This is a genomic window from Microbulbifer magnicolonia, assembly GCF_035117725.1.
GTDB classification, from domain to species: Bacteria; Pseudomonadota; Gammaproteobacteria; order Pseudomonadales; family Cellvibrionaceae; genus Microbulbifer; species Microbulbifer magnicolonia.
In genome coordinates, this window is sequence record NZ_JAYEFD010000003.1 from 1 (window position 1) to 26,345 (window position 26,345).

The 26,345-nt window shown below is 62.0% G+C and carries 22 protein-coding genes and 1 tRNA gene; 11 read left to right on the forward strand and 12 right to left on the reverse strand.

The features are described 5' to 3' along the window. Positions 1-116 precede the first annotated feature (116 nt). From RRF64_RS14890 to gltX, 3 genes are all read right to left on the reverse strand, one after another. Positions 117-192 (reverse strand) — tRNA-Ala (locus tag RRF64_RS14890). 167 nt (positions 193-359) lie between these two features. Next, positions 360-1,271, reverse strand: a complete 912-nt coding sequence (galU, locus tag RRF64_RS14895) for a UTP--glucose-1-phosphate uridylyltransferase GalU (RefSeq protein ID WP_323846707.1) — start codon at positions 1,269-1,271, stop codon at positions 360-362. A 400-nt stretch (positions 1,272-1,671) separates the two neighbouring features. Beyond that, positions 1,672-3,150 carry a glutamate--tRNA ligase gene (gene gltX, locus RRF64_RS14900; protein WP_323846708.1) on the reverse strand — a complete coding sequence of 493 codons (1,479 nt, stop codon included), beginning with the start codon at positions 3,148-3,150 and terminating at the stop codon, positions 1,672-1,674. A 316-nt stretch (positions 3,151-3,466) separates the two neighbouring features. Here gltX and RRF64_RS14905 point away from each other — a divergent pair, with 316 nt between their 5' ends. From RRF64_RS14905 to RRF64_RS14915, 3 genes are read left to right on the forward strand one after another with little or no spacing between them, the layout of a single operon-like run. Further along, positions 3,467-4,039, forward strand: a complete 573-nt coding sequence (locus RRF64_RS14905) for a hypothetical protein (protein ID WP_323846709.1) — start codon at positions 3,467-3,469, stop codon at positions 4,037-4,039. A gap of 39 nt (positions 4,040-4,078) precedes the next feature. Beyond that, positions 4,079-6,601, forward strand: a complete 2,523-nt coding sequence (locus RRF64_RS14910; protein WP_323846710.1) for a TcfC E-set like domain-containing protein — start codon at positions 4,079-4,081, stop codon at positions 6,599-6,601. Continuing rightward, positions 6,598-7,578 carry a hypothetical protein gene (locus RRF64_RS14915; RefSeq protein WP_323846711.1) on the forward strand — a complete coding sequence of 327 codons (981 nt, stop codon included), beginning with the start codon at positions 6,598-6,600 and terminating at the stop codon, positions 7,576-7,578. The genes RRF64_RS14910 and RRF64_RS14915 overlap by 4 nt, the downstream gene beginning before the upstream one ends. A gap of 41 nt (positions 7,579-7,619) precedes the next feature. On the opposite strand, the gene RRF64_RS14920 is transcribed toward RRF64_RS14915, so the two are convergent. From RRF64_RS14920 to fliD, 8 genes are all read right to left on the reverse strand, one after another. Next, positions 7,620-8,300: a fimbria/pilus periplasmic chaperone gene (locus RRF64_RS14920; RefSeq protein WP_323846712.1), complete on the reverse strand. Its 681-nt coding sequence runs from the start codon at positions 8,298-8,300 to the stop codon at positions 7,620-7,622. 870 nt (positions 8,301-9,170) lie between these two features. Then, positions 9,171-9,734, reverse strand: coding sequence for a flagellar transcriptional regulator FlhC (flhC, locus tag RRF64_RS14925; RefSeq protein WP_323846713.1), 564 nt, complete (start codon positions 9,732-9,734; stop codon positions 9,171-9,173). Positions 9,735-9,745: 11 nt separating this feature from the next. Next, positions 9,746-10,051 carry a flagellar transcriptional regulator FlhD gene (gene flhD / locus RRF64_RS14930; protein ID WP_323846714.1) on the reverse strand — a complete coding sequence of 102 codons (306 nt, stop codon included), beginning with the start codon at positions 10,049-10,051 and terminating at the stop codon, positions 9,746-9,748. A 747-nt stretch (positions 10,052-10,798) separates the two neighbouring features. After that, positions 10,799-11,092, reverse strand: a complete 294-nt coding sequence (locus RRF64_RS14935; protein ID WP_323846715.1) for an EscU/YscU/HrcU family type III secretion system export apparatus switch protein — start codon at positions 11,090-11,092, stop codon at positions 10,799-10,801. After that, entirely contained in the window at positions 11,089-12,204 is a 1,116-nt protein-coding gene (fliK, locus tag RRF64_RS14940) for a flagellar hook-length control protein FliK (protein ID WP_323846716.1), read from the reverse strand. The genes RRF64_RS14935 and fliK overlap by 4 nt, the downstream gene beginning before the upstream one ends. Then, positions 12,201-12,581 carry a flagellar protein FliT gene (locus RRF64_RS14945; protein WP_323846717.1) on the reverse strand — a complete coding sequence of 127 codons (381 nt, stop codon included), beginning with the start codon at positions 12,579-12,581 and terminating at the stop codon, positions 12,201-12,203. Before RRF64_RS14945 ends, fliK begins: the two co-directional genes overlap by 4 nt. Next, a complete protein-coding gene (gene fliS, locus RRF64_RS14950) occupies positions 12,578-13,000 on the reverse strand; it encodes a flagellar export chaperone FliS (protein ID WP_323846718.1) in 423 nt (140 codons plus the stop codon). Before fliS ends, RRF64_RS14945 begins: the two co-directional genes overlap by 4 nt. 19 nt (positions 13,001-13,019) lie before the next feature. After that, a complete protein-coding gene (fliD, locus tag RRF64_RS14955) occupies positions 13,020-14,369 on the reverse strand; it encodes a flagellar filament capping protein FliD (protein WP_323846719.1) in 1,350 nt (449 codons plus the stop codon). 288 nt (positions 14,370-14,657) lie between these two features. Here fliD and RRF64_RS14960 point away from each other — a divergent pair, with 288 nt between their 5' ends. The 3 genes from RRF64_RS14960 to RRF64_RS14970 all read left to right on the forward strand — a co-directional run bounded on the left by RRF64_RS14960 (position 14,658) and on the right by RRF64_RS14970 (position 20,193). After that, complete coding sequence (locus RRF64_RS14960) at positions 14,658-15,857, forward strand: FliC/FljB family flagellin (RefSeq protein WP_323846720.1); 1,200 nt, start codon at positions 14,658-14,660, stop codon at positions 15,855-15,857. A 140-nt stretch (positions 15,858-15,997) separates the two neighbouring features. Next, positions 15,998-19,516, forward strand: coding sequence for an O-linked N-acetylglucosamine transferase family protein (locus RRF64_RS14965; protein ID WP_323846721.1), 3,519 nt, complete (start codon positions 15,998-16,000; stop codon positions 19,514-19,516). 314 nt (positions 19,517-19,830) lie between these two features. Then, positions 19,831-20,193 carry a flagellar protein FlaG gene (locus RRF64_RS14970; RefSeq protein WP_323846722.1) on the forward strand — a complete coding sequence of 121 codons (363 nt, stop codon included), beginning with the start codon at positions 19,831-19,833 and terminating at the stop codon, positions 20,191-20,193. A 192-nt stretch (positions 20,194-20,385) separates the two neighbouring features. On the opposite strand, the gene fliE is transcribed toward RRF64_RS14970, so the two are convergent. Beyond that, positions 20,386-20,703, reverse strand: coding sequence for a flagellar hook-basal body complex protein FliE (gene fliE / locus RRF64_RS14975; RefSeq protein ID WP_323846723.1), 318 nt, complete (start codon positions 20,701-20,703; stop codon positions 20,386-20,388). A gap of 384 nt (positions 20,704-21,087) precedes the next feature. On the opposite strand from fliE, the gene fliF reads away from it, so the two are divergent. The 5 genes from fliF to fliJ are packed head-to-tail and all read left to right on the forward strand — an operon-like array spanning position 21,088 to position 26,342. After that, a complete protein-coding gene (gene fliF / locus RRF64_RS14980; protein ID WP_323846724.1) occupies positions 21,088-22,779 on the forward strand; it encodes a flagellar basal-body MS-ring/collar protein FliF in 1,692 nt (563 codons plus the stop codon). Further along, positions 22,772-23,776 carry a flagellar motor switch protein FliG gene (fliG, locus tag RRF64_RS14985; RefSeq protein ID WP_323846725.1) on the forward strand — a complete coding sequence of 335 codons (1,005 nt, stop codon included), beginning with the start codon at positions 22,772-22,774 and terminating at the stop codon, positions 23,774-23,776. The genes fliF and fliG overlap by 8 nt, the downstream gene beginning before the upstream one ends. After that, positions 23,769-24,473, forward strand: coding sequence for a flagellar assembly protein FliH (locus RRF64_RS14990; protein ID WP_323846726.1), 705 nt, complete (start codon positions 23,769-23,771; stop codon positions 24,471-24,473). The genes fliG and RRF64_RS14990 overlap by 8 nt, the downstream gene beginning before the upstream one ends. Positions 24,474-24,523: 50 nt before the next feature. Beyond that, positions 24,524-25,867 carry a flagellar protein export ATPase FliI gene (fliI, locus tag RRF64_RS14995; protein WP_323846968.1) on the forward strand — a complete coding sequence of 448 codons (1,344 nt, stop codon included), beginning with the start codon at positions 24,524-24,526 and terminating at the stop codon, positions 25,865-25,867. Between the two features lie 10 nt (positions 25,868-25,877). Beyond that, positions 25,878-26,342 (forward strand): flagellar export protein FliJ, encoded by a 465-nt coding sequence (gene fliJ / locus RRF64_RS15000; RefSeq protein WP_323846727.1) that lies wholly within the window; start codon positions 25,878-25,880, stop codon positions 26,340-26,342. The last annotated feature ends 3 nt before the right edge of the window (positions 26,343-26,345 follow it).

Consider the following 26,345-nt stretch of genomic DNA (forward strand, 5'->3'; position numbering starts at 1 on the left):
GGCGCTCTGCGGCACCGCTTTGCGGTGCCTTGGAACCGGGGCTTGGCCTCGCTTCCAATTCGCTCCACCAAATACTAAAAAGGCCGCCCCCTTGCGGGTGCGGCCTTTTTAGTATTTGGTGGAGCTAAGCGGGATCGAACCGCTGACCTCAACACTGCCAGTGTTGCGCTCTCCCAGCTGAGCTATAGCCCCAAATTGTTTGCTTTCCGTCGAAAGCGGGGCGCATTTTAACAGTACTCGCCGGGCTGTCAACCAGAAGAAACAACTTTTTAATCAATAAGTTAGGCTGCCAGGTCACAGCCCTGCCGGGTCAGCTAAAACCGTCCCGGAACCCTGCTTCAGTCACGTTTTTCCTCGACTTAGGCGACGGCGGCGGCCCGCTGCTCCAGTGCGCCCAGGTACTCCCGCAGGCGGCTGCCCACTTCGGGGTGGTGAAGGCCGTATTCCAGTTGTGCCTTCATATAGCCAAACTTGCTGCCGCAGTCGTGGCTGTGGCCGACGATGCGGTAGGCCTCGACAGTCTGCATCTGCAGCAGCTCGTCGATGGCATCCGTGAGCTGGATCTCGCCGCCGGCGCCGGGTTGGGTCATTTCGAGCAGGCTCCAGATCTCCGCCGGCAATACATAGCGGCCCACCACCGCCATATTGGAGGGGGCGGCATCGACGCTGGGCTTTTCCACCATGCTGTCGATTCTGGCGGCGCCGCCGCTCTGCAGGTCGACACCCAGACAATCCACCACGCCGTACTTGTGCACATCCTCCCAGGCCACCGGCTCCACCATGATCTGGCCGCGCTGGGCGCGCCGGAAGTTCTGTACCATCGCGGCGAGGTTGGCCGCACTCAGGTTTGCGGCGTACTGGTCGATCAGCACATCCGGCAGCAGCACCGCAAAGGGATTGTCGCCCACTACCGGGCGGGCACAGGAGATGGCGTGCCCCAGCCCGCGGGCCTCGGCCTGGCGCACGGAAATGACCGTGACGTCCTGCGGGACTATCGAGCGGACCTCATCGAGCAGCTGGCGCTTGAGGCGCTTCTCCAGCTGGGCCTCCAGCTCGAAGGAGGTGTCGAAGTGGTTTTCGATGGCATTCTTGCTGGCGTGGGTGACCAGCACTATCTCTTTGATGCCGGCGGCAACCGCCTCACTGACCACATACTGGATCAGCGGCTTGTCCACGACGGGCAGCATTTCCTTGGGGATGGCCTTGGTGGCGGGCAGCATGCGGGTGCCCAGGCCGGCGACGGGGATTACCGCTTTTTTCACAATAGACATTCTTCTGTTCCCACAAAACTGGATGGATTTATTCCGGCCCGGCTCACTTGCCGCCGGGTCGATGAGGATGTGCTGTCAGCACGGACGAAGTTGGACAGAAATGGGACTGGCAGGTGTCGATCGGCACGCATTTTTTGCTTCGTCGCTCCGCCTTATTGGTATTCAAATTCATCGACACAAGAATTGCGATGCGAATCTCAATCTAGCAGAGGAGTTTGGTAGCGCGAGATTTTATGCGCACTTATCCACCTCGCGGCCGAAGGGCTTTGGCATTTGGTGTCTGCGCGCATTTTTGGCGGATATGTGGCGCATTTGGGGCCTGTTGGCAGCTAGCTGGCCCATAACGCATTCGGGCGGCCAGATGGCCGCCCGAACTGTGAAGAGCAACGCCGATCGCCGATTAGCCGAGCTCGGCGTATTCCTTCTCCCAGCGCTTCAGCACCTTCTTGCCGGCGCCGCCCAGCACCTCCACCGCCTGGCGCAGGCGCGCGCGGCTGAGGTCCGGGCCGAGCAGTACCATCGCGTCCATTACCGAGAAGGACGCCGTGGTGCCGCTGATGGCGACGAACAGCGGGGCGTTGAAGTCCTTGAGCTTGATATCCATCGCCGTCGCCAGGGCCTTGACCGTTTGGAAGATGCTGTCGCGGTCCCAGCTGCGCAGGGCCTCCAGGCGCCAGAGGGTGAACTGCAGCAGCTTTTTCTGCTCTTCCAGCTCCAGCTTGTTGTCGGCGAAGCTGGCCTCGGTCAGCGCCAGGCTGCCGGCGGCGAGGAAGCTGACCAGCGGCGCGAAGTCGCCGAAGGTCTCCATGCGCTCGCGGGCATGGGGCAGCACCTTGAGCAGGTTGTCGCGGTTGAGCAGCCAGCCCGTGAGGCGGTCCGCCAGCTGCTCGTTTTCCAGCTCGCGGATCCACAGGCCGTTCAGCCAGGACAGTTTCTCCACGTCGAACACCGGGCCGCCGAGGGACACGCGGTGGATGTCGAAGTGCTCGAGCATCTCGTCCAGGGAGAACTTCTCGCGCTCGTCCGGCATGGACCAGCCCATGCGCCCCAGGTAGTTCAGCAGCGCCTCGGGCATAAAGCCGGCGCGCTGGTAATAGAGGATGGACGTGGGGTTCTTGCGCTTCGACAGCTTGGTCTTGTCCGGGTTGCGCAGCAGCGGCAGGTGGCAGAGCACCGGCATCTGCCAGCCGAAGTACTCGTACAGCAGCTTGTGCTTGGGCGCGGAGTTGATCCACTCCTCGCCGCGCAGTACATGGGTGATCTCCATCAGGTGATCGTCCACCACGTTGGCCAGGTGGTAGGTGGGCATGCCGTCGGACTTGAGCAGGATCTGCGCGTCGACCTGACCCCAGTCGATCTCGATCGGGCCGCGCAGCAGGTCGTCCACCACACAGGTGCCGCTCTCCGGCACATTCATGCGCACTACATAGGGCTCGCCGGCGGCGCGGCGCTGCTCGAATTCGGCCTGCGGCAGGGCCAGGTCGCTCGGCTTCAGCGCGGTGCGGCCGGCCTCGCGCAGCTGTTCGCGCAGTTCCTCCAGCTCTTCGGCGGTGCGGTAGCAGTGGAAGGCGTGGCCCTTCTCCACCAGTTCGTCGCAGTACTGCTTATAGATGTGGCCGCGCTCGCTCTGGCGGTAGGGCCCGTGCGGGCCGCCCACGTCCGGCCCCTCCGCCCAGTCCAGCCCCAGCCAGCGCAGGCTGTCGAGGATGGCCTGCTCCGACTCCGGCGTGCTGCGCTGCTGGTCGGTATCCTCGATCCGCAGAATAAACTGGCCGCCCTGGGCGCGGGCGAAACACTGGTTGAACAGGGCGATATAGGCGGTGCCCACATGGGGGTCGCCGGTGGGGGAAGGTGCGATTCGGGTTCTTACGGTGGTCATGGCAAACCTGGCTGGGGTTGATTTGGGTCAAGTTAGCTAGTGCGGAGGCGCGAGATTATAGCGCCGGCGGGGCTCCGGGCACAGAGACAGCCTGGAACCTGACTATTTGGCGCAACATGCCTTTTAAGCACAAGTGACAGCATGTGACAAAATATTTTCCGCACAAAGCGTGACTTCCGTCACGAAAAAAGTAATATCGTCGCCAAATGCATGGAAGGCCTTGACCATACCAATGTCGTTAGTCGCTGTAAGGTTTTTGCCTGCAAGTTCGTCTCTTACAACCAAAAAAGATTCTATGGTCCCAGGAAGATTTGCCATGAAAAAAAATGTACTTCGCTCGCTGCTGGGCGCTACTCTGGTCGCCGCATCTTTGAGCACGACAGCCACTCCGGTTAATCCCACCGCAGCCAGCGCCGGCTCGTCAACGGGAAGCTTCGATATCAATCTGATACTCGAACCACACATCATCGTGACCGGCTTTGAGGATATGACCATCAACGCCGCCAACACCAATGCCACCGAAACGGACAATATCTGTATTGGCGGCTTCGGTTTTACCAATTTCAATGTGTCTTTCGGCAGCCTGAACGGCAACGCGGATGTGAATACGCCCAATGGTACAGATCCCTTCCTGTTGTTGGACTCTTCGACTTCCGAAACCATCCCCTACTCCGTCGGCTTCGCCAACAGTGCCTCGGCGAGCGCCGCGAACGAAACCAGCTCCGACGGCTCTTTGAGCTCCAACTTCGCGCGCGCTGCCACCGCCGCCAGTTGCCTGGGCGGCACTGAGAACGCCACCCTGTTCGTAGGCGTCAGTGCCTCTGATTGGCAGGATGTGCAGGGTAAAAGCTTTACCGACACCCTCACCGTGATGGTGGAAGCCATCTGATAGCCCTGTGGCCGGACCTCAGGCCCGGCCCTTCCCTCCATGAATCGCATAGTAGCGGGAGCCATACTCGCGCTGGCGCTGTGCGCCCGAAGTACCACCGGGCTCGCCGCCAGCGCGGCCTTTACGCTGGATACCGCAGCGCCGGAAGGCTTTGCCGATTTCACCGAGCCTCAGCAATTGGTCGCGGACCTTTACTACGGCAGCCGCTCTCTCGGTGCCGCGCTGGTAAAGGTCGATCCGACCACAGTTCGCTTCGAAGATCCCGAGGCCGTGCTCAAGCTGCTGCCGCCCGCGGTAGATGCGGACGCAGTACTTGCACTCCTGAGCGAACCCCAGCCCCGCAACTCTCATAAAGTTTGCCGCAGCATACGGCAACGGGACTGCGGCTATCTCACGCCGGAAGACTTTGCGCTGATATACGACGACAGTCGCTTCCGCATCGATCTTTTTTTTGCCGCACATCTGTTATCGCAACAGGCGGCGATCGACGACCCGTATCTTCCCGAATCCAGCACCGGCCTTTCGTTTATGCAGAGCTTCAACGGAAGCTGGTCCGGTGTGGAATCGAACCACGGTTTGGACGGCCGCAGCGCCTCGCTGTTCGGCCAGTCAATCCTGAGTTTCGGTGAGAGCGGCCTGCACAGCCACTGGTCAGCTACGGATGAGGGCAACGGACAGGCATATCAGCTCAACTGGGCGCGCGACTTTCGCGGCCACGCCTGGTCCCTGGGGCTGATACAGCCCCAGGGCGGTTTCAGCAGTTTCCTGGCCGCACCCTATCTCTACGGACTGGAATACCGCAGCTCCAACAATAGCCGCATCGACAACCGCTACCAGCAGGGCACGCCACTGGAGATCAATATGCCGGTTCGCGGCCGGGTGGAGATTCACAAGGATGGACGCCTCGTATTCAGCCAGATTCTTGAAGCCGGCAACCAACTACTGGACTCTTCCAGCCTGCCCGGCGGCGCCTACGAACTAGAGATCCTCACCTTCGACGAGAGCGGCCGAGCACTTGGCCAACAGCGCCGGCTCTTTGCAAAGGATTCGCTGTTGCCGGCCCCGGGAGAGTGGCGCTGGACACTGCAGGCGGGCCAGCCGGCGCAACTGGTGCCAAATAACTTTCTGCCCGAACGTGGGGACGACTATTTCGGGCAAATGGGCATAGCGCGCCGGCTCTTCAATGACACCGGCCTCTTCGCTACCGCCGCAGCCACAGAGGATGAACAGCTACTGGAGCTGGGCGCGCGCTGGATCAGCGAATACCTGGAGCTGTCCCCTTCTCTGCTGCAGGCACGTGACGGGAGCAGCGGGCATCGTATACACGCACTGCTGAAAACTCCCTACTTCACTCTCAGCGCATCCGACACCCGCCTGAGCCCGGAAAGTGATCCTACTACAACGGACTACAGCCGTTATTCACTGCTCGGAACAGGCTACTCGAGCCGCAACGTCAGCCTGAACGGCCGCCTGCTGGGCGGCCAGGTTTCGCTGCGCTACTCGGAACAGGATCGCGGCGTCTACATCTCCACAGTGGACTTACCCGCCGCACCAGAAGTGTCCGCCGCCAATCGCCTGAGCACGCTGGAGTACCGCCGCGATATATTTCGAAATAGCCACTGGCTGGGGGAACTGACTTTATCCCACAGTGACGCCGACGGCGAACAGCTCACTGCGGCCAGCATCCGCTTCCATTTCCGCGGCGACAGCTGGAACCAAAGCGCCACCTTGCGCGGCGACACCAACCCGGTGGAGTACGGCGGCGCGCGCCTGGGGTTCAACTCGAGCTGGCAGGGCGGCAACCGCCTGCCCCTGGACCTGTCGCAGCAGTTCTCGGGGGAGATATCAGAGAACCGCTACTATCTGGGCAGCGGCACCCGCGTGGCCGGGCGGCGTGGCGCCATCAGCTCCACACTGGACTACCGCGCGGAGAATGCCAGCGGACAGCGCTCCTTCAACTATCTCGGCAACTTCAACACCACCCTGATGACCGACGGCAGCCGCTTCGCCTGGGGCGGGGAAAAGAGCGCGAGCAGCGCCCTGTTGGTAGATATTGAAGGCAGCCCGGACCAGAATTTCGAAATCCTGGTGGACGGCGCACGGCGTGGCTATGCAAAAGGCGGTGATCGCTCGGCGATCAGCCTCCCTGCTTTCCAAAGCTACGACATCACCCTGCGTCCGATGGCGGACGGCTTCTACGACTACCGGGAGCTGCAGGACAGGGTCACCCTTTACCCCGGCAATGTCGCCAGCGCCAGCTATCAGATCAAGCAGCTGATATTGGTATTGGGGCGAATCAAGCAGGGCGGCGAGCCGGTGGCCCACAGAAAAATCTCCATCGGCGAGCACAGCGCCGTCACCGACGAGTTCGGCGTCTTCCAGCTGGAAATGTACGGCAATCCGCGCAAGCTGCAGGTACCGCCTGTGGTTTGGGGCGACTGCCGGGTTCCCCTGCCGGAGCAGAGTGCCGGGGAGCACTGGGTAAATTTGGGGGATATCGACTTGTCGAATGCGGAGTGCGAAGACAATCGAAGCCATTATGCGGCGCGGAGGGAGCTATGAGTTTCGGTAGAAGCCTGCTGGCGCCGCTAATTCTGGTCGGCCTCCTCTTGGGGGCTTCAGGATCGGCATCAGCCCAGCAAGCTTGCGACACCATCTGGGGATCAGCCGAAATCTGTGAATTGTCCGACCAACCCCAACAAATAGATCTCGACTGGAGAAATGTCGAGCAGGGAAATATTTCCTTCAGAGTGGTTAGCCGGCAATGCACCAGATGGATCTGGATTTTTTGCACCCGCTGGCAAGGCGTCTCCTACACGCTAGGGGTCACTGGCCCGGTTTCCACTGGAAGCGCTTTCCGGCTCGATGGCATTAACGGTTCGGTGCCCATCAACTTGACTTACTCGAGCACCACCGCTTCAGACTTGCCTCTACTGCCCGGAGCACCAACCAGCCCCGTTCAGGGAACAACTGGTCACGAAAATGCCTACATTACCGTCTGGCTTACGGGGCCTAACGCGGGAGCACCACTGCTCGCGGGCACCTATACCGGCACCTTCGACCTTACTCTGCAACAACAGAGCAATTGCGGTAGTAATGGCTGCCAGGTCGATTCGGTTACGTTCGCCATTCAATTGAATGTTCCGGCGAATATCCGCATCAGCGGCCTGAACGACATGACGATCAACGCCCCCGCCGAAATGACTAAAAGTGAGGATTTCTGCGTGTTTACCCAGGGAGGCGCGGCCTTCGGTATCAAGGCAGACAGTGCGGCCGGCAACGGCAGCTTTCAGTTTCAAGGTCAAAACACCGGAGACAGGATCACCTACAATGCCGAGGCCGACACGCATCCCCCCAGCGCTCCGGTAACACTCAACGAAGGCGTCCCGACCCCGGCCATCTGGAGCGGCCACATCCAACAGGACTGCAATAACGGCTCCAATATGCGCATCGTCATCAGCCTCCCGACCGGTGCGCTGGACAACGCCGAGGAGTCGACCTACACGGACACACTGACGCTAACCGTGGAACTGGAGTAACCGGTTTCAGCGTCTTCGTAAAGATGCCACCCCCCAAAAGGTTATCGGAGAGGAAGACTTAATTTCTGCGTCTCCCGTCCCCGAGCCAGCAGCTCCAGATGCCCGCCGGCTATCTTCTCTTCGATCGGCAGAGCTGCCCCGGCGTAGAGCCGCCCCTTGAGCGCCAGCGGACGGCAGTCCGCCCCGCTCTGGCAGTGCTGTACCTCAGCCACCTCCACATTGATATTGCCGCTGTTTTTCAGCACCCACTCGCCATCCTGCTTTTCAGTCTCCAGCTTGTAACTGCCATCCTTCGGCTGCACGAAGATCAGCGCCTGATAGGCCACAAGAATTTTCAGCGCGGTGCGGTCGCTCTTGATATCGCCCACCACCGGTTTGAAGGTCACCCGGTAGACTTTCTCTTTCTCCAGCTCCCGTTCCAGCGACATCAGTCGGAAACGCTTCTGCTCGCCGCTGCTCAGCACCGCCTTGGACGGACTTATCAGTAACTTAAACTCCTTTGGATCCACCACTCGCTGGCGCTTCTCATCGGGCAGCCCTGGATTGTCGACGCGGTAGATCTCCGTCTGCAGGTATAGTGTTTCCTCGTCCGGGTTGGTGACGACAATGTCGCCCCGCGCGTTGGGGGAGTCATCCAGGTACACAATGATCTTATCGAGGGACATGGCGGCCAGTGCCGGCTGGGCCAGCAATAGCAGCAGAACGGCGGCAAGTCTTTTCATAGCGTTTCGGACGGCATGGTGAAAAGCGGTATTTTAACCGCGCCGGGAACAGCAAGAAACCGTTACTCTGCCGCTATAAGGACCATTGTGCCCTCTTGGAGCATGTCAATCGGTATACAGTAGCGACCCGCCTGACCGACCAGGCGCTGTTCGTTCGGCATTAGCTCGCCCACGTTGCGGACAGAAACGTAATAGCTATTGGCTGGGATACGATCGAGGCACAGCTGGCCGGTGCCCGGGTCACCGGTGGAGGACAGTACCGCACGCGGGGGAAGGCGCAGTGTAATGCGCGCGGAAGAAGATGCGGAAATGCCGTCGGCGGCGCCGCCAGTGGGCACTGGCAGGACGATGATTACGTACAACAGTGCGGCGCCTGCGTACCTCCCATACCTCATAGCGAATTCCCTAACAATTGACAGATCCGGGTGCCGAGCCCTCGTGTGATAGCCTTCGCGCCGGATGCCGGAAATAACCGGCCGCCGGCCGCCCGCACAATCGACTCAACAGCTTGTCGCCGGTCCGGCAACGAGGGGTCGGCTGGGCAAGGTGCCTTTTGGCAGCTTTCCCGGTGCCGGGCCCGACTTTTTCAGTTTAAGTGGCCGGCAGAATCCGCGAGTCGTCGGACACGCCAGCCGCGGTATTTGGCGGCAACGGCCACTGATCGGTCGCCGCTGAATTAATTATCGGCAAGAAGCGCACAATATTGAGGAGATCACAGGGTCGGCAGTGACAGATGGGGAAAGGCGCAGGTCGTGACTGACGCACGGAGAGGAGATGTACGCAGATGAATGGCGCGGAAGCCGTCACGAGGACGGTGCCTCCCCGCCGACTGAGCGTCGGCTGGGCGGAGGCACCAATAGAATTAGAAGCTCAGCCGTCGGCTGCGAGCAGCTCCACGCCGTCTTGCGCTGCCTCCCGGCGCTTCTGTGTTTTACCCGCCCGGGACGGGGGCTGGCAGATACCACAGACGAAGTCGTGGCTGGGCGTATGCGCGTGATTGACGAAGCGACCGCTGCAACTGGTACAGTCGGACAACTCGAACATACCGCTTTCGAAAAAGCGCACCAGCGTCCAGGCCCGGGTAAGCCCGAGCACCGGTTCCGCGCCGTCCAGATCCACCTGCTCCAGATACAGCCGGTAGGCCTTGACGAACCCCTCCATGCGTTCACAGCCCTGCTCCACGGTAAGCCGTTTGTAGATACCGTAAAACAGCGAGGAGTGAATATTCGGCAACCAGGTGATAAACCAGTCCGTAGAGAACGGCAGCATGCCTTTGGGCGGCGACATGCCGCGCACTTCCTTGTACAGCCGGATCAACCGCGCCCTGCTCAGGTCGGTCTCGGATTCCAGCACCTGCAGCCGCGCGTTAAGTTCGATCAGTTCAATGGCGAGCTGCACCTGTTGCATTTCGCCAACCAGGCTTTTCCCCGACATGAGTGCGCCCCTCAAGCCGTTCGCGAGGACATCAGCAGCGCGGTATGGATCTGCCCCAGGCCTCCCACGCGGGTGTTTCCAGTCAACTTGCAAAGCTGGTCCGCATCGTCCAGATGCAACCGGAACAGGAATTGATTCGTACGCGCCAGTTTGGTCAGCTGCTTTGCCGTCAACGATGCGAGGACTTTAGCCATGGGCTGGTCTATTTTCAGACGGAACATGGCGGTCGTGTGATCCTCCTTGAGGAGGCGTTGGGCCAACAACAGATAGGTGAGATTGATATCCTGGATTTCGTCGATGATAGATTCCGTTTTCATTATTGCTATTACTCCTGCGGTCACATTCACGAGAGTAAACTCCCGCCCCCCTGCCTGTTCGCAATCCGCTAACCGGAGCACCGCCGGGCAGAATATCCCCAAGAGACCGCACGAAAACACCGGCGCCAGCGACAGACAAAAAGGACTGCCGAAGCAGATATCCACTCCTGTGCTTACTGCACCTCCACCTATCCATCTGTGGTCGATTTTGCGTCGGCACGAAATCCCGCTGTGGCAAGATTCCGTGACGTTTTCTTAATGCTATGTCTCCCCCCAAAGGAAACATCCCCCCGTTCTTGCCAGTACCACAAAGTGACGGAAAGAACAGACTCTTTAAATCGTGAGAGCCTCGTTCAGTTCGAAGTGAACTGTTCGCACGGCTCCCGGGCAAAAAAATGACTTTGATGCGCGCTTGCTTAGGTTAGATCTTTCGCGCGGCTGACAACCGGAACGCGCCTTATCTTGCCCGGGCCGCAAACAGCGTGACAGAAATCACACTCCAATCGTGATACCTCGCTCATTTGTCACGTAAACTACCATACCACTCAGAACTTAACCGACTTTTTTGTCATTCGGCACCATTCATTCATCACTTTTGTGACTCATGTCACACAGTTTCTTGTTGACACAAGTGCGCCAAATAAGTGGCAGCTGAGCCAGCCAGGCACTTCCTGTCACAACTGCGGTGCTTCAGCTATATGTTTCCGCGCCGCCGCAGGCGCTCCACAAGAGTCGCCAACCAGCCCCCTATTGCGCGCCGCTCGGCGGAAACTGAGCATCCAATTCCCGCATCCAAACCAGCAGTTCCGCGATCACCTGGTACAGGCGCGGCGGAATCTGCGCATCCAGATCCAGCTGCATCAGCATTGCCACCAGTTCAGGTGCATCGTGGACGAAAACGCCCTGTCGGCGGGCTTCGGCGACAATGCGATCGGCCATTTCTCCGTAACCGCGCGCCACGACCCGCGGCGCTGACTCCCCGTCGCGGTACGCGAGGGCTACGGCGCGGCGACGCTTCTGCGGCGGCTTGCCTTCCGTCATTCGATTTTCTCCACTGTCAGAGAACATTCGCCGACGCCGAGGGCGTGCAACCGGTCACGCAGTTCATCTTTTGCGGATGCCATACACTCGGCAACACCTGTCGAGGCGGCGCTCAGGGTCATAGCCAGGCGGTCTCCTCGCAGATCTAGCCGTGCGCCAATTTGCCCGAGTCCACCCAGCCGGATAGTGAGACGGGTTTCCCAACTCTCCTCTCCCTGTTCCTCGTCATCTGCCGCCTCCCGTTCTGGGGACTCCCGCTGAGCGTCTTGCAGCGGCGGCTGCACAACCAGGGACGCGAAGATTCCCGGCCAGATATCGCCTTCCCAGCGCAACACCGGCGTCACAAGCAATTCCAGTTGATGGCGCAAGAGGCCATGCAGTGTGTCTCTGGCGGCCTGGTCGATCGGCATTCGCAATGCCAGTTCCGCCCCTCCACCCGCGTCCGGGCCCTTTGCAGCAGTGCCGACGGCGGCGCCGCTTGCGATCACTTGTTTCGTCATCGCTTCCGAATGGGGATTCCCGGGCGTCGGAAGTCCCTGGCTTGCAGGGGGTTTAGCCACTGGTGCGCGCCGCAGTTCCGCTGCGATTGGCGCGGGTAGTGCCCGGGTCAGTCGCATCTGGGGCTCAAGCGCCAAGCGCGTGTTGTCGGACTCGCCGCGAAACCAATTGGCCAGGTGGGATTCGTAGAAGAGTCCGCTGCGGTTGACGCTGGCCTGGAGGGATTGCGCCAGTCGGGGGGCGTTGCCGCCGTCGGCGGCCGGTAGCAGCGCCGCTGCCGAGCGGATCGCCGGTGGCGGCGCCGGATAATGCACCAGGAGATCGGCGATGGTGCGGGCCGCGGCGCTGAAATGTGTCTGTGTTGAGCCTCGCTCCAGCGCGCCCGCGGCGACAGCCGCTGGCGCGCCACGGGGATTGGACCTCGCCTCGGTAACAGGCTTCTCCGGCAGAGGCCCTCGCGGGTCCAGGCGGGAATCGCTACGCACGGGCTGGATCGCCTCACCCGATGCCATCGCGCGTACCGGTTCGGGCAGATCGCGTGGCAGTGGCACATCCACTCTCTTGCCCAATACCTGGTGCAGGAGCGTGTCGAGGATTGATGTAATTCCGCTCACGGGCTCTTATTGTCAAGCAGTGGCGGCACACCGTAGGAGCGGACAAGGTCGCGCTTGCGCTGCGACACGTCTATCTGACGCCGAAGCTCCTCCCGGCGTGCCAGCAGGCTGCTGCGGATCTCCATGACCTGCTCGATAATCTGCTCCAGCAGCGCCGCTTTGCGCTCCTTTTGCGCACCGCTAAGCGCGAGATTGGCTTCGGCCCGGGAAAGGAATTCCACTTCGATGACGTAGCAGGACTGCTCCTCAACGAGGGTAAACCAGTCCTTCTCGTCCACACAGGCCAGCATGCGTGAAGTGCGTTGCAATAGCTTGGCATAGGCGGCCAGGAGCCATTCCGGTGAGTTCAGCCTCGTCTGGTCATTGGGTCTCTTCATTGCCCCTCCCGCTCCCGTTTCGGATTTATTTCCCGCCAGGCGGACCCTAGTTCGCCGAGCAGGCGGCGGGCCTCCTCCAGCGCCGCAGCGTCGTCGCGCAGGTTGGCCCTGAGCAGAAGGCGGGCTATGTAGTCGTAAAGGGACGCCATGCGCCCGGCCAGATCGCCGCCGTGTTCAAAGTCCAGGGCGGCCAGCAGGCCTTTGTTGACGATGTCCAGTGCCCTGGAAATGGCCTTGCCCTTTTCCGCCCTGCTGCCATCGCGGAGGTGCACAGCTGCGGTGCGGATGGCAGTGTCGGCGCCGTCGAACAACAGGGTGATCAGATGGTGCGGACTGGCGGACATCACGTCGCTCTCCACCCCGACCCGGGCGTAGGCGGCGGCGCCGCGGGTGCGGCCCGCGCTTCGGTTAATGTTCATCAATGACTTACTCCCTGCGTTATTGATCCAGCTGCACGCTGAGCGCCTCGAATTGCTGGGTCAGGTAGCTACTGGTGGAATTCATCTGCGCGATCAGGCTGTCGAGCTGGGTAAATTGGGAGCGGTAGCGGGCGATGGTCTCTTCGATCCGGGCCTCGGTGCGCTCATAACGCTCTTCGAGCCCATCAACACTGCTCTCTAGTCCGCCGGTGGCATTTTCCAGCGCGCCTCCCTCCCCCAGCAGGCTGGTAAGGGCTGCGTCGACGCGGCTTGCAAAGCCCTCGGAGTCATCGACCGCGCCGGCGAAAAACCCGGCCAGGTCCCCGAGCCTGTTCGCAAGCGCGTCGTCCAGGGCCTCTTCGTCCACCTCCAGCGTGCCGTCCGGCTGCAGACTGATGCCCAGGTCACTCAGGGTGCTGAAACCGGCACCGTCCACGGCCTCTCCCATCAGGTTGCGCAGCTGGGTCTCCACGCCGCGCACCGTGGCATTGCCCAACAGCATGCCCGCACTGCCGGCTTCGGCGTTGTAGCCGGTCAATTCGGACAGGGTCTTCTGCAGGGCGTTGTAAGCGGAGACAAAGGTCTCGACATTCTTCTGTACGGCTTCGCTGTCGCGGCTGATATCCAGGGTCGCACTGCCCGTGTCGTCGATATTGAGCACAACTCCCTGGATGGCTCCCTCGACCCGGTTGCCCCGGCTTTCGATGGCGATTCCATTGACGGTCAGCTCGGCGTTGCGCGCCTGCACTTCGGTGGCCGCATCCAGGCTCAGCTGCCCGCCCAGGCCCGTGAAATTCACCGCGGTGATGGCCGCCTCAGTGCCGGTGTCGCTTGAGGACAGCACCAGGCGATAGGGCTGGCCGCTGCCGTCGTTGACGATCGAAGCAGTGACGCCGGCATCGGCGCCATTGATCGCATCGCGAATTCCCTCCAGTGAACTGTCTTTTGTGTCCATTGACACACTGAAGCTTTCGCCGTTGCCCAGCGTAAAGTCGATACTGCCGGCCCCGAGCAGCTCGGTTTTGTCCGCCAGGCCCGCGGAGGCAATGCTGTAGCGGCGGGCCATCTGCGTCACCTCGATGTCGTAGCTTCCCACCACGGCCTGCTCGTCGGCGGATACCGCGAGCGACTCACCGCTGATATCGGCTTTCACCGCCTGGAAACTCTCCGCATCCGCGAGCTTGGCCGCCGCTTCCTGAAAACTGGCCAGGGCATTTTCCAGCCTGCCGAAAGCGGAGATCTTTGCCAGGTAGCTCTTCTGCTGCTGCACGATTGGGGTCAGCTGTTGTCGCTCCGCGGACTCCAGTTGGTCCAGGAGGCTATTCAAATCCAGACCGGATCCGATACCAAGGGATGAAATACTGGCCATGTGTTTTCCTTGAATAGAGATACGCAATGAGCGCACTCGCCCATTGTGGCTCGTCGAAAACAAAGGAAGCCGCCGATTAAGCCCAACAACCTCCGCTTTTTCTGCCTATCGGCCCGGCGGGGTGGGACTTTAGCGCGGGCCTTCACCCGCCTGCCCCCCGCGCCGGCGGAAAAAGTTTTTCACTGCGCCCCTAAAGCGAAGCGCAAATTCGCCGAAAGACTGGGTAACGGCCAGCGCCGTTGTTCTAGAAACCCAACGCCAAACGGTGAAAAAACTAGGGACATCGATATGTCAGTAATCAACACCAATATCACGGCCATGATCGGCCAGCAGAACCTGGGCAAATCCCAAAGCGCTCTGCAGACATCCATGGAGCGCCTGTCCTCCGGCCTGCGCATCAACAGCGCCAAGGACGACGCCGCCGGCCAGGCTATCGCCAACCGCATGAGCAGCCAGATCACCGGCCTCGCCCAGGCACAGCGCAACGCCAACGACGGCATCTCCGTCGCCCAGACCGCCGAGGGCGCCCTGAATCAGGTCAACGACAACCTGCAGCGCATCCGCGAGCTGACCGTTCAATCCCAGAACGGCACCAACTCCCCCGACGACCTGAAGTCCATCCAGGCCGAAATCGACCAGCGCCTGACCGAGATCGACCGCATCTCCGAGCAGACCGACTTCAACGGCGTCAAGGTCCTTTCCGAGGACCAGACCCTCTCCATCCAGGTGGGTGCCAACGACGGCGAGAGCATCAACATCAGCCTGCAGGAAGTCACCTCCAGCACGCTGAACCTCGACAGCTTCAACGTCAACGGTCCCCAGGGCACCCTGACCGCCCAGACCGGCGGTACCTCCACCGAGATACAGGACGCTTTCGGCACCACCAGCGGCATCGTCGACTCCACCGTCGCCGAAAGCACTGGCGGCGACCTGGCGTCCCGCCTCGGCGTCGCCGCCGGTAGCGTTGCCTTCACCGGCACCGCGCAGACGGACCAGTCCGGCAACTGGTACGCCCAAGTCACTATTACCGCCAACTCCACCGCCGAGTCCAACTCCCTGAAGGCACTGGGCTTCGACCTGGACAACGGTGCCAGCGGCACTTTCTACATCGCACTGGAGCCGAGCGATGCCACCACTGCCGCCGGCAATACCACCGCTGCATTCACTATCGACACCGCCAATATCAGCCTGTCCGACCTGAGCGCCGGCCGCACCTCCAACGGGCTGGCGGCTCTGGACAGCGCCCTGGAAAGCGTCGACGAGCTGCGCTCGGACCTGGGTGCCATCCAGAACCGCTTCGAGTCGGCAATCACCAACCTGCAGACCAACCAGACCAACCTCTCTGCGGCCCGCTCGCGCATTGAAGACGCCGACTACGCTGTCGAAGTCTCCAACATGACCCGCGCGCAGATCCTGCAGCAGGCCGGCACTTCCGTCCTGGCCCAGGCCAACCAGGTACCGCAGAACGTGCTTTCCCTGCTGGGCTAATCGCCAGCAAAGCGACCGGGAACTCTCCGGTCCGAAGAAAAGGGGGCTTTAAAGCCCCCTTTTCTTTTGTTACCGCCACTGTTGCCTGAGGCATCCTCTCCACTACTCCTTCCTGGTTTCTAGCACTGGATCATCCGCCCATGAGCAAGCCGCACCAGCAGCCGCGTACTAGCCAACCGGCATCCACGCGCCGCAATACAAATGCCGTTGCGCCAAAGCAGCAGGACAGATTGATCGCGCTTTACCGGGCGCGACAGTGGAGCCAGGCCGAAGCAATGGCACGGGAGTTGGCTCAAAAGCACCCGAAGGACCCCTTCGCCTGGAAATCCCTGGGCTCGGTGCTGCTGGAGTCGGGGCAATGGCACCCCTCGCTCGGGATACTGGACAGGGCGCTGACGCTGGATCCCAATGACCCTGAAACTCACAATGCGATGGCGCAGGCTCTGTATCGCCTGGGGCGGGCTGGTGATGCGGTGGAGTATCTCGAGAAGGCGCTGGAACTCAAGCCCGGTTTCAAGCAAGCCAGGTTGATGCTGATCAAGCTTTACAACGACGCCGGTGGATTCCAGCAGGCACTGGAACATGTCGCAGTTGCCGAGCGTAATTTCCCCGACGATGGCACCTTGCTTTCCCGCAAGGCGCATGCACTGATCAAGCTGACCCAATTCGGCGAGGGCATCCGCACGCATGAATCCATTGTCGCCAAGTTCCCCAATGACCCGATACACCTGTCCAATTTGGCCAGTGCCTACCGTAACGTGGGGCGCTTCAAAGATGCGGAAAACTACTATCTAAAGGCACTGGAGCTGGCACCCCACCAGGAAAAGACCTACTCCAACTACCTGATGGCGATGCATTACAACCCCGCATACACGGCCGAGGATCTCTTCAAGGCACACCGCGAATGGGATGTCCGCTTTCGGCCAGTGGAGCGCAAGCCGCGCCCCCGCCCCGCGGACCTGTCTCACGATCGTCGCCTGCGCATCGGCATGATTTCGGCGGGTTTCCGCATACATCCGGTGGGGCAGATGATCACCTCGGCGATCGAGGCGCTGCCGCGGGAAGACTTCGAGATTTTCGCCTATACCGTGGACGATACCGTCGATGCCCTGACCAGGCGCATGCAACAGCGGGCGGACCGGTGGATGTCGGTGACCCACCTCGACGAGAAACGGCTGGCCAAACAGCTGCGGGAAGACCGCATCGATATACTGCTGGATCTCTGTGGGCATACGGAGGGAAGCCGACTGCTGACGATCGCTCATGAACCCGCCCCGCTGCATGTCAAATGGGTCGGGGGCCTGATCAACACCACGGGCCTGCAGGCCATGGACTACCTGCTCTCCGACGCGGTAGAAACGCCGCCCGGCGTGGATGACCAGTATATTGAGAAGCTGATCCGCCTGCCGGACGATTACATCTGCTACATGCCGCGCGGCAATGCGCCGGAATTGTCGCGGCTCCCCGCATTGGACAACGGCTATGTCACCTTTGGCTGTTTCAATAATCCCTCCAAGCTGAATGATGTCGTGCTCGGCAAGTGGGCATCGATCATGCACCGGGTAGCCGATAGCCGCCTGTTCCTCAAGGGAATGCAATTCGACAGTGAGGAGTTCGTCGAGCGAACACGCTCGACACTGGAGCGTTTGGGCGTCGAGCGCCACCGCCTCATTCTTGAGGGTCACTCGCAGCACTATCAACTGCTGGAAGCCTATAACCGGGTGGATATCGCGCTGGATCCCTGGCCCTATTCCGGCGGCCTGACGACTTGCGAAGCGCTGTTGATGGGCGTGCCAGTCATCACACTGCCCGGCCCCAGCTTTGCCGGGCGCCACTCCGCCACCCACCTGACCAATGCCGGCCTGCCCGAGTTGGTCGTGGACAGCTGGGAGCGCTATGAGTCCCTGGCGATTGAATTGGCTTCCGATCTCGCCAGCCTAAGCAGGATTCGCCGCGGCCTGCGTCAGCAGCTCAAGCGATCGCCAGTCTGCGATTACAAGCGCTTTGCCCGACACCTGGGAATAGCCCTGCGTGCCATCTGGCAGCGTTATTGCGACGACAAGGCCCCGGCGGCACTCACTTTCAATAAAGACGGGCAAGCCTGGTTCGATGGAGAAGAAGATCCGGTCAGCGTCAAGACACCCCGGATCGTGACTGCCGGCTCGCAGACATACAGCGCCAGTTTCAGGGCCTCCGTCGAATTCAATTGGCAGCTCCCGGGAAAAATCATTGCCATCGACAACACTGCCAGGCTGGTGCGCGAAAGCGGCTTCAGGACGCTGCTGGATCTCAACGCTTTCGGCGTCGTTGCCTTCGACCCCGGCAGCCGCGTAGAAAACCCGGAGCGCTTCGACGGCTGTGAAGACGTACAGCTCTTGCCGCACGCCGTGCTTGGCAATGGCCAGCCCGCCACCCTGTATGCCTGCCTGGCACCGGAAATGAGCGGCACGCTGAAGCCATTGCCATCAGGACAACTGCCGGAATTGAAGCGTCAGGGAGCTCGGGTACTGACTACATTGCCGATCACTTCCATTGCGCTCGACAGCATCGAAGGCCTGCAAACCCTGGACTGGCTGATTCTGGACGACCAGAGTGACGCCATGGCCATTCTGGAACACGGCGGACAGGCACTGCTGGAGACCCTGCTGATTCAGGTGCGCATCTCCTTCCAGCCAACGCACGAACGACAGCCCAGCCTCACCGAAATCTGCCATTGGATGTCCGGGCATGGTTTCCGCTTCTATCGCCTGAATGACTTGGCGCATCGAAGTCATTTGCCGGCTCGCGATGACTTGCAACAGTACCAGGCGACCGAGCTTGAAAGTGCCGATGCGCTGTTCCTGCCCGACTGTGATCGCATGGCCAGTATGGATGAAAATCAGAAGCTGAAGCTGGCGTTCCTGCTGCATACGGTATTTGGCGTAAAGGATTTTTCCTATTCGCTGATATCGAGTGTGAACCCCGAAAAGGCAGAACGCTATTTGCAAGCTGAAGGCCTGGTGGCCGTCAATACCGATTCAGCAGACGCGAAGCCTGACAATAGAAAAGTTCACAGTGGGTCACCTGGAAATGAAGGTGGCATCGATGTTCCCGATGCCCCATTCATGTCGCAGCCGGAGCGCGAGCTATTCAGGAAGTCACTTCAGGGTGCCCGACGCTATTTCGAGTTCGGTTCCGGAGGCTCCACCGTATGGGCAGTGGAACAAGGCCTGACGGTATATGGCGTGGAAAGTGATAAGGAATGGGTCAACGCCTTGCAGCGCAGGCTTGGTGACACTTGCCAGGTGAAAGCGGTCGATATCGGCCCTATTGGCGAATGGGGGTATCCACTGTCACTGGCGAGCCAGCACAAGTTTTCGGCCTATAGCCGCGCTATCCACGAGCACGATACGGGGTTTGATCTGATCCTCGTGGATGGTCGTTTTCGTGTCGCCTGCACGCTGTCGGCCATTGAGCACATCCTCACCAGAAACCGGGACAGCGAGATGGCCAGAATTTTTATCCACGATTTCTGGAACCGCCCTCAGTACCATTCCGTACTCGAGTTCCTGCATGCAGAGGAAAGCATCGAAAGCGCCGGCGTATTTCGCATAAAACCGGATATCGACATGCAGAAACTGAAAAGCATGTGGAACACGTATTCCCATCAGCCAGCATAAGTCGCAAAGCGAAGCAAAAAGTCTCAAGTTACACCGTCTACTGCCGATAGACTCCATAACGGCGACATTTTCCAGCGTCCGCGCATTAAGGAATCGAAAGGGAGCTCACGATTAAAAGCATGGCCCGGACAATCCAGCTACTCCAGGGGGAACTTGCCCTTCCCCACTCTCCCCTCCCTTGATTGGGACCATCCTTTGCCCCCCCTGCGGGGGCCTTTTTTTATCCTTCACAAGGCGGCCCCTATAAAGTTTTTCGCCGCCGGTCGATATCTTTTCCAAAGATTTAGCCAGCGCGGACACGAAGGATCTTGACTATGACCACTCCAGTGGATAGCAACGCCAGCCCCCTGCCCTCCCAATTTTCCTACTTGGCCGCCCGCCAGCGGGTGGAAATGGTACTGGCTCAACTGTCGACCGGATCGATGGGAGAAGCGACCCCCTCCGAAACCCGCGCTGCATCGGGGGAGGAACTGGTGAAAGCAGTGCAGCAGGTGAACGAAGCGCTGCGCAACTACGGGGTGCAGTTCGAAACCAGCGAGGATTCGGGGCGCGTTATCATCCGCCTGGTGGACCGGGAGAGCGGCGAGCTGATCCGGCAGATACCGCCGGAGGAGGCCTTAAACGCGGCCCAGCGCCTGGAGGAGGTCAGGGGAAGACTGCTGAGCCTCGAGGCCTGAGCGGAGTGCGCTGTAGGAGCGGCCGGTGGCCGCGATCGGACTATCGGGCTACCCCGGCCGCTCCTGCGGTAAGAAGTTCGCAGGATGGGCAAAACGAAGCGTGCCCATCAGCCAACGCCGCTTGATGGACACGTCGCTTCGCTCCTTTGCCCATCCTGTAAGAGCAAATGGCTGAACTTGGTGCCAACCCAATCAGACCTGCATATTCATGATGTCCTTATAGGCAGTCACCAGCCGGTTGCGCACCTGCACGCCCATTTCAAAAGCGATACTCGCCTTCTGCCCCGCGATCATTACATCGTGCAGCGCCACGCCCGGCTCGCCGGACTGGAAGGCGCGGCTCATATCGCCGCTCAGGTTTTGCAGCTGGCTGATCCTCTCCAGGCTGTCGCGCAGGGCATCGGCAAAGCCGCCGCCCACCGCGAGGTCCACGCGCTTATCACCGCCGGCGGCTTCGCCGGCCAGGCTGTGCATCTGCGCCAATACGCTGTCGATTCCGGGACTGGTCATGATCGGTGCCTCAATTGGATTCCGGCCCAAAGGTACCAGTGCCCCGCCTGGATCCAAGCCGGCAAATAACGGCAAAAAAACGGGCTTTTCTTCCCTTTGCCCAAATTCCGCGTCGCCATAATCAGCGCAGTGTTATCAGCCGCCAGGACCGACCGAAGCTGCAATGCCTTTATTCAACCTAGAAACCGCAGTTGACCGTTTATCGCATTCACGGAGGCCGCCTGGCTGCGCTGTTGCTCCCGGCAGGCGTACAACCTGCAGCGTCGTCGCGCCCTGCCAGCCAGCCTCCCGGGCGCGCACTCGGGCGCGCTCAACTGTGGTTTCCAGGGTTAAACGACCAATACGCCGCAACCTCTACCTGGCCTGTCACAGTGAGGCCGCGGCATGAGCAGCGGCACCCAGTCGACGCAGGGCGTCTCGGCACCGGCGCAGAGCCAGTTGCCGGCGCGGCTGCTCGCCAATCCGCTGATACCGCTGCTGGTGGCCGGCGCCGCCGCCATCGCCCTGGTAGCGGCGCTGTGGATGTGGGCCGGAGCGCCGGAATACCGGGTGCTCTACAGCAACCTCAATGAGGCTGACGGTGGTCGCATCATCAGTGAGCTGGAAAACCGCGCCATTCCCTACGAGTTCAGCCAGGGCGGCCGCACCTTGCTGGTACCCGGCGACCAGGTGTACAAGCTGCGCTTGCAGCTCGCCGAGCAGGGCCTGCCAGAGGGCGCCAACCCCGGCTTCGAGATCATGGACAAGCAGGCCTTCGGCGTCAGCCAGTTCACCGAACAGGTGAATTTCCAGCGCGGCCTGCAGGGAGAGCTGGCCAGCTCCATCGAATCCCTGGGCCCGGTATCCCGCGCCCGGGTGCACCTGTCCATGGCCAAACCCTCCGTATTTATCCGCGACCGCGAACCGGCCAAGGCCTCGGTGGTGCTGACCCTGGCGCCGGGCCGCGCTCTCGGTGAGGGCCAGGTCAACGCCATAGTACACCTTGTCTCCAGCAGCGTGCCGGACCTGGCGATGGAGAATGTCACCGTGGTGGACCAGGCCGGCCGCCTGCTGTCCCGCCCCGCCGACGGCGAAGGCCTGGACGGCACCCGCCTCGACTATGTACGCGAAGTGGAACGCCACTACCGTCAGCGCATCGAAAACATCCTCGAGCCCATACTCGGCAGCGGCAATGTGCGCGCCCAAGTGGTCGCAGAAATCGACTTCGACCGCCGCGAGGAAACCAGCGAGCGCTACGCCCCAAACCAGGACGGCCAGCCGGCAGCGGTGCGCAGCGCCCGGCACAACACCGACTTCGACGGCGACCCCGCTGCCATCGGCGGAATTCCCGGCGCCCTCACCAACACGCCGCCCGGTGCCGCCGCCTCGCCGATCCAGGGGGCGGGCGACACCGCAGAGGGGGATCAAACCGACAGCGACGGGGACAAGGGCCGCCTGCGCAGCGAGCAACTGGTCAACTACGAGGTGGACCGCAACATCACCCATATCCAGCGCCAGCGCGGTCAGATACTGCGGTTGTCCGCGGCGGTGGTGGTCAACTACCGCGAGGCTCCCGTCGAGGGCGGCCACATGGAGCGGGCGCCTCTTTCCGATGAGGAACTACTGCGCATCGAGCAACTGGTGCGCCAGGCCATGGGCTACTCTGAAGGCCGCGGCGACGGCCTGGAATTGGTCAACAGCCCCTTCACTTTCAGCGAGGCGACCGCCGTAGCGGAAATCCCCTGGCACAAGGATCCCTTCTGGCAACGGTTGCTGCTCAGCCTGGCCCGCTACCTGCTGGCAGGCCTGGCGGCGCTGATGCTGTTCCGCTGGGTGCTGCGCCCTCTGGTCGACAGGTACGCCCGACTGAAAACGGAGCCCGCCGCCACCCCGCCATCCCCGGTGGCTCTGCCCCAGAGCGCCGCCGCGGAAAGCAGCGAGCCCGCAGAAGCCGAAGAGAAGGAAGACCCGCCGCCGCGCCGCCGGCGCCGTGCTTCGGTCTACGAGCAGAACCTGAAAGACCTGCAGGAGATGGCCAAAGAGGACCCCGCCATGGTGGCCGTGATCGTGCGCAGCTGGATGAATCGGAATGACTGATCAAAGCCCACTGAGTAGCCTGCGTCGCAGCGCCATACTGCTGCTGGCCCTGGAAGAGGACAGCGCCGCCGAAGTATTCAAGCACCTGTCCTCCCGCGAGGTACAGGAGCTCGGCCAGGAAATGGCCTCTATGAGCAGCGTTTCTCACGAGGAGATGCGCCTGGTGCTGCAGGATTTCTACGACGAGTCGGAGGAATTCACCGCCCTCAACCTCTACTCCAGCGACCGCATCCGCGCCGTGCTCACCAAGGCCCTGGGCAACGAACGCGCCTCCAGCCTGCTGGAGGATATCCTGGATCTGAGCAGCGCCGATTCCGGCATAGACGCCCTCAACCTGATGGACGCCAACACCGTAGCCGAGATGATCCGCGACGAACACCCGCAGATCATCGCCACCATCCTGGTGCACCTGGAGCGCCGCCAGGCCGCCGCCGTGCTCGAATACTTCGAGGACAAGCTGCGCGAAGACGTGGTGCTGCGCATTGCCACCTTCAGCGGCGTTCAGCCTGCGGCCCTGCAGGAACTCACCGAGGTGCTGAGCAGCATGCTCGACGGCCAGAATCTGAAGCGCGCCAAGATGGGCGGCGCGCGCACCGCCGCCGAGATACTCAACCTGATGAACTCCGGCGCCGAGGAGACCGTCATCGAGCGGGTGCGCGCCCACAGCGAGGACCTGGCGCAGAAAATCATCGACGAGATGTTCCTGTTCGAGAACCTGCTCGACCTGGACGACCGCGCGATACAGCTGCTGTTGAGAGAGATCAACACCAAGTCCCTGGTGGTGGCCCTCAAGGGCAGCGACGAAAAGCTGGTGGAATATTTCCTGCGCAATATGTCCAGCCGCGCCGGCACCCTGCTGCGCGAAGACATAGAGGCAAGCGGCCCCATGCGCAAATCCCAGGTGGAGCGCGAGCAGAAGGCGATTCTGCAAGTGGTGCGCCGCCTTGCGGACAGCGGCGAGATAGTGCTGAGCGGCGGGGACGAGGTCTATGTCTGAAGCCTTTCCCTGGCGCACCTGGCGCATGGGCGAACTGGGCGAACTGGGCGAACTGCGCGAACTGGGCGGAAATGGCGACCGGCGCCGGGCCGCCGAGCGCCAGGCGGAATTGCGCGCACAGCTGGAAGAGGCCCACAAACAGGCCCGCCGCGAAGGCTGGCAAAGCGGCTTCGAGGCCGGCCGCGAAGAGGGACTGGCCCAGGGCCTGGAGGAAGGCCGCCGCGCCGGCGCGGAAGAGACCGACCGCCTGCGCCGGGAACTACTGCAGCCCCTGGGGGGGCTGGCGCAGGAATTCAGCGATGCCCTGGCCCGCCTCGACGAAGAGATGGTCACAGACATTGCGGAACTCGCCCTGGCCGTAGGCCGCCAGCTGGCCAGTGACGCCCTGGAGGCGCGCCCGCAACAGGTGGCGGAACTGGTGCGCACCCTGCTGGGCGAGGAGCCGATGTTCAACGGCGGCTCTCGCCTGTGGCTGCATCCGGATGACCTGCCCCTGGTGGAGACGGAACTGGAGCGCGAACTCACCGCCAGCGGCTGGCAGGTCAGACCCGACCCGCGCCTCATCCGCGGCGGCTGCCGGGTCACAGGCCCCTCCGGGGAGCTGGACGCCAGCCTGGAGACCCGCTGGCAGCAGTTGCAAGAGCGGGTGCGCCGCCAGGTCCGCGGCGCGACCGGCGGCGGGGAGGATCAACCGTGACTGTGACCGAAGCCGCCGCCAATCCCCATCGTGAACATTGGCGCCGCGCCCTGCGCAACACTGCCACCCAGGTGGAATCGCTTTCCGCTTACCGCGCCAGCGGCCGGGTGGTGCGCGCCACAGGACTGGTGTTGGAGGCAGTGGGACTGCAGGTACCCCTTGGCAGCGGCTGCTGCATAGAGCTCTACCCCCAGGGCGGCGGCGATAAACCCGCCTTCGCCGAGGCGGAAGTGGTGGGCTTTTCCGGCGACCGGCTGTACCTGATGCCCCTGGAAGCATTAGTCGGCCTGGCGCCCGGCGCCCGGGTCTTCCCCCTGGGCGGCGCCGGCGCGCGCCGCTTCCCCCTGGGAGAGGCCCTGCTCGGCCGTGTGGTGGACGGCAGCGGCCGCCCCCTGGACGGCGGCGCCCCGCTCCCGGAGAGCGACTGCGGCACCCTCGCCGCAGCGCCGCTGAACCCCCTCGCGCGCCCCCCCATCCGCGCCCAGATAGACGTGGGCATACGCGCCATCAACAGCCTGCTCAGCGTCGGCCGCGGCCAGCGCCTGGGACTCTTCGCCGGTTCGGGTGTGGGCAAATCGGTGCTGCTGGGCATGATGGCCCGCTACACCAGCGCCGACGTCATAGTGGTGGGCCTGATCGGCGAGCGGGGCCGCGAAGTAAAGGACTTTATCGACAATATCCTCGGCGAGGCGGGGCTGCGCCGCTCAGTGGTTGTAGCCGCGCCGGCGGACACCTCGCCGCTGCAGCGGCTGCAGGGCGCCGCATACGCCACCCGGGTGGCGGAGCACTTCCGCGACCGGGGCAAGAGTGTGCTGCTGATCATGGACTCGCTGACCCGCTACGCGATGGCCCAGCGGGAGATCGCCCTGGCCATCGGCGAGCCGCCGGCCACCAAAGGCTATCCGCCATCGGTATTCGCCAGGCTGCCGGGCCTCGTCGAGCGGGCCGGCAACGGCGACAACGGCGGTTCCATCACCGCCTTTTACACCGTCCTCACCGAGGGCGATGACCAGCAGGATCCCATCGCCGATTCCGCCCGCGCCATCCTCGACGGTCACATCGTACTGTCGCGGGCCCTGGCCGAGGCCGGTCACTACCCGGCGATCGACATCGAGGCTTCCATCAGCCGCGCCATGACCGCAATTACCGACGGCGGGCAGCAGCGCAGCGCACAGCGCTTCAAACATTTTTTTTCCCGCTACCAGCGCAACCGCGATCTGATCAGCGTCGGTGCCTACAGTCCCGGCCAGGACCCGCAGCTGGACCAGGCAGTGCACCTCTACCCGCGGATGGAGACCTTCCTGCAGCAGGGCATCGGCGAGCGCGCCGGCATCGAGGACTCGCAGCGGGCCATGGCGGACCTGCTCGCCAGTCACCAAGAAAAGCTGGAATAGGAGTTGAGCCGTGAGTACATCCGGTCCGCTGGACATACTGATCGACCAGAGTCGCAGGGCCCGCGACAGCGCCGGGCGCCTGCTCGCCGAGGATCAGCGAGGCAGCGAAACGTCCGCCGCCCAACTGGAGACGCTGCAGCGCTACCGACGGGAATACTGCCAGCGGCTGCAGGATGCCATGGGCCGCGGCATCAGCGCCGCCGCCATGGATGACTACAACCGCTTTATTCGCTCCCTGGACGGTGCCATTGCCCGCGCCCGCGAAGCCCTGGCGCAGCAGCAGGAGAGGCTCGCTGCCAGTCGCGATCAGTGGCAACAGCGGCAGCGCCAGCTGTCGTCCTACAACACCCTGGCCGCACGTCGTGCCGAGCGCGAACGCGACCGGGAGCAGAAGCGCGAGCGCGTGCAGGCCGACGAAATGACCCAGAATATCCTCGCGCGGCGCCCGCGCGCGGAAGGCCCCAACCTCGTATAGGAG

Excerpts from the sequence above, each read along its gene's own strand:
- galU (WP_323846707.1), bottom strand. The coding sequence starts at position 1,271 with ATGTCTATTGTGAAAAAAGCGGTAATCCCCGTCGCCGGCCTGGGCACC.
- gltX (WP_323846708.1), bottom strand. The coding sequence starts at position 3,150 with ATGACCACCGTAAGAACCCGAATCGCACCTTCCCCCACCGGCGACCCC.
- RRF64_RS14905 (WP_323846709.1), top strand. The coding sequence starts at position 3,467 with ATGAAAAAAAATGTACTTCGCTCGCTGCTGGGCGCTACTCTGGTCGCC.
- RRF64_RS14910 (WP_323846710.1), top strand. The coding sequence starts at position 4,079 with ATGAATCGCATAGTAGCGGGAGCCATACTCGCGCTGGCGCTGTGCGCC.
- RRF64_RS14915 (WP_323846711.1), top strand. The coding sequence starts at position 6,598 with ATGAGTTTCGGTAGAAGCCTGCTGGCGCCGCTAATTCTGGTCGGCCTC.
- RRF64_RS14920 (WP_323846712.1), bottom strand. The coding sequence starts at position 8,300 with ATGAAAAGACTTGCCGCCGTTCTGCTGCTATTGCTGGCCCAGCCGGCA.
- flhC (WP_323846713.1), bottom strand. The coding sequence starts at position 9,734 with ATGTCGGGGAAAAGCCTGGTTGGCGAAATGCAACAGGTGCAGCTCGCC.
- flhD (WP_323846714.1), bottom strand. The coding sequence starts at position 10,051 with ATGAAAACGGAATCTATCATCGACGAAATCCAGGATATCAATCTCACC.
- RRF64_RS14935 (WP_323846715.1), bottom strand. The coding sequence starts at position 11,092 with ATGACGGAAGGCAAGCCGCCGCAGAAGCGTCGCCGCGCCGTAGCCCTC.
- RRF64_RS14945 (WP_323846717.1), bottom strand. The coding sequence starts at position 12,581 with ATGAAGAGACCCAATGACCAGACGAGGCTGAACTCACCGGAATGGCTC.
- fliS (WP_323846718.1), bottom strand. The coding sequence starts at position 13,000 with ATGAACATTAACCGAAGCGCGGGCCGCACCCGCGGCGCCGCCGCCTAC.
- fliD (WP_323846719.1), bottom strand. The coding sequence starts at position 14,369 with ATGGCCAGTATTTCATCCCTTGGTATCGGATCCGGTCTGGATTTGAAT.
- RRF64_RS14960 (WP_323846720.1), top strand. The coding sequence starts at position 14,658 with ATGTCAGTAATCAACACCAATATCACGGCCATGATCGGCCAGCAGAAC.
- RRF64_RS14965 (WP_323846721.1), top strand. The coding sequence starts at position 15,998 with ATGAGCAAGCCGCACCAGCAGCCGCGTACTAGCCAACCGGCATCCACG.
- RRF64_RS14970 (WP_323846722.1), top strand. The coding sequence starts at position 19,831 with ATGACCACTCCAGTGGATAGCAACGCCAGCCCCCTGCCCTCCCAATTT.
- fliE (WP_323846723.1), bottom strand. The coding sequence starts at position 20,703 with ATGACCAGTCCCGGAATCGACAGCGTATTGGCGCAGATGCACAGCCTG.
- fliF (WP_323846724.1), top strand. The coding sequence starts at position 21,088 with ATGAGCAGCGGCACCCAGTCGACGCAGGGCGTCTCGGCACCGGCGCAG.
- fliG (WP_323846725.1), top strand. The coding sequence starts at position 22,772 with ATGACTGATCAAAGCCCACTGAGTAGCCTGCGTCGCAGCGCCATACTG.
- RRF64_RS14990 (WP_323846726.1), top strand. The coding sequence starts at position 23,769 with ATGTCTGAAGCCTTTCCCTGGCGCACCTGGCGCATGGGCGAACTGGGC.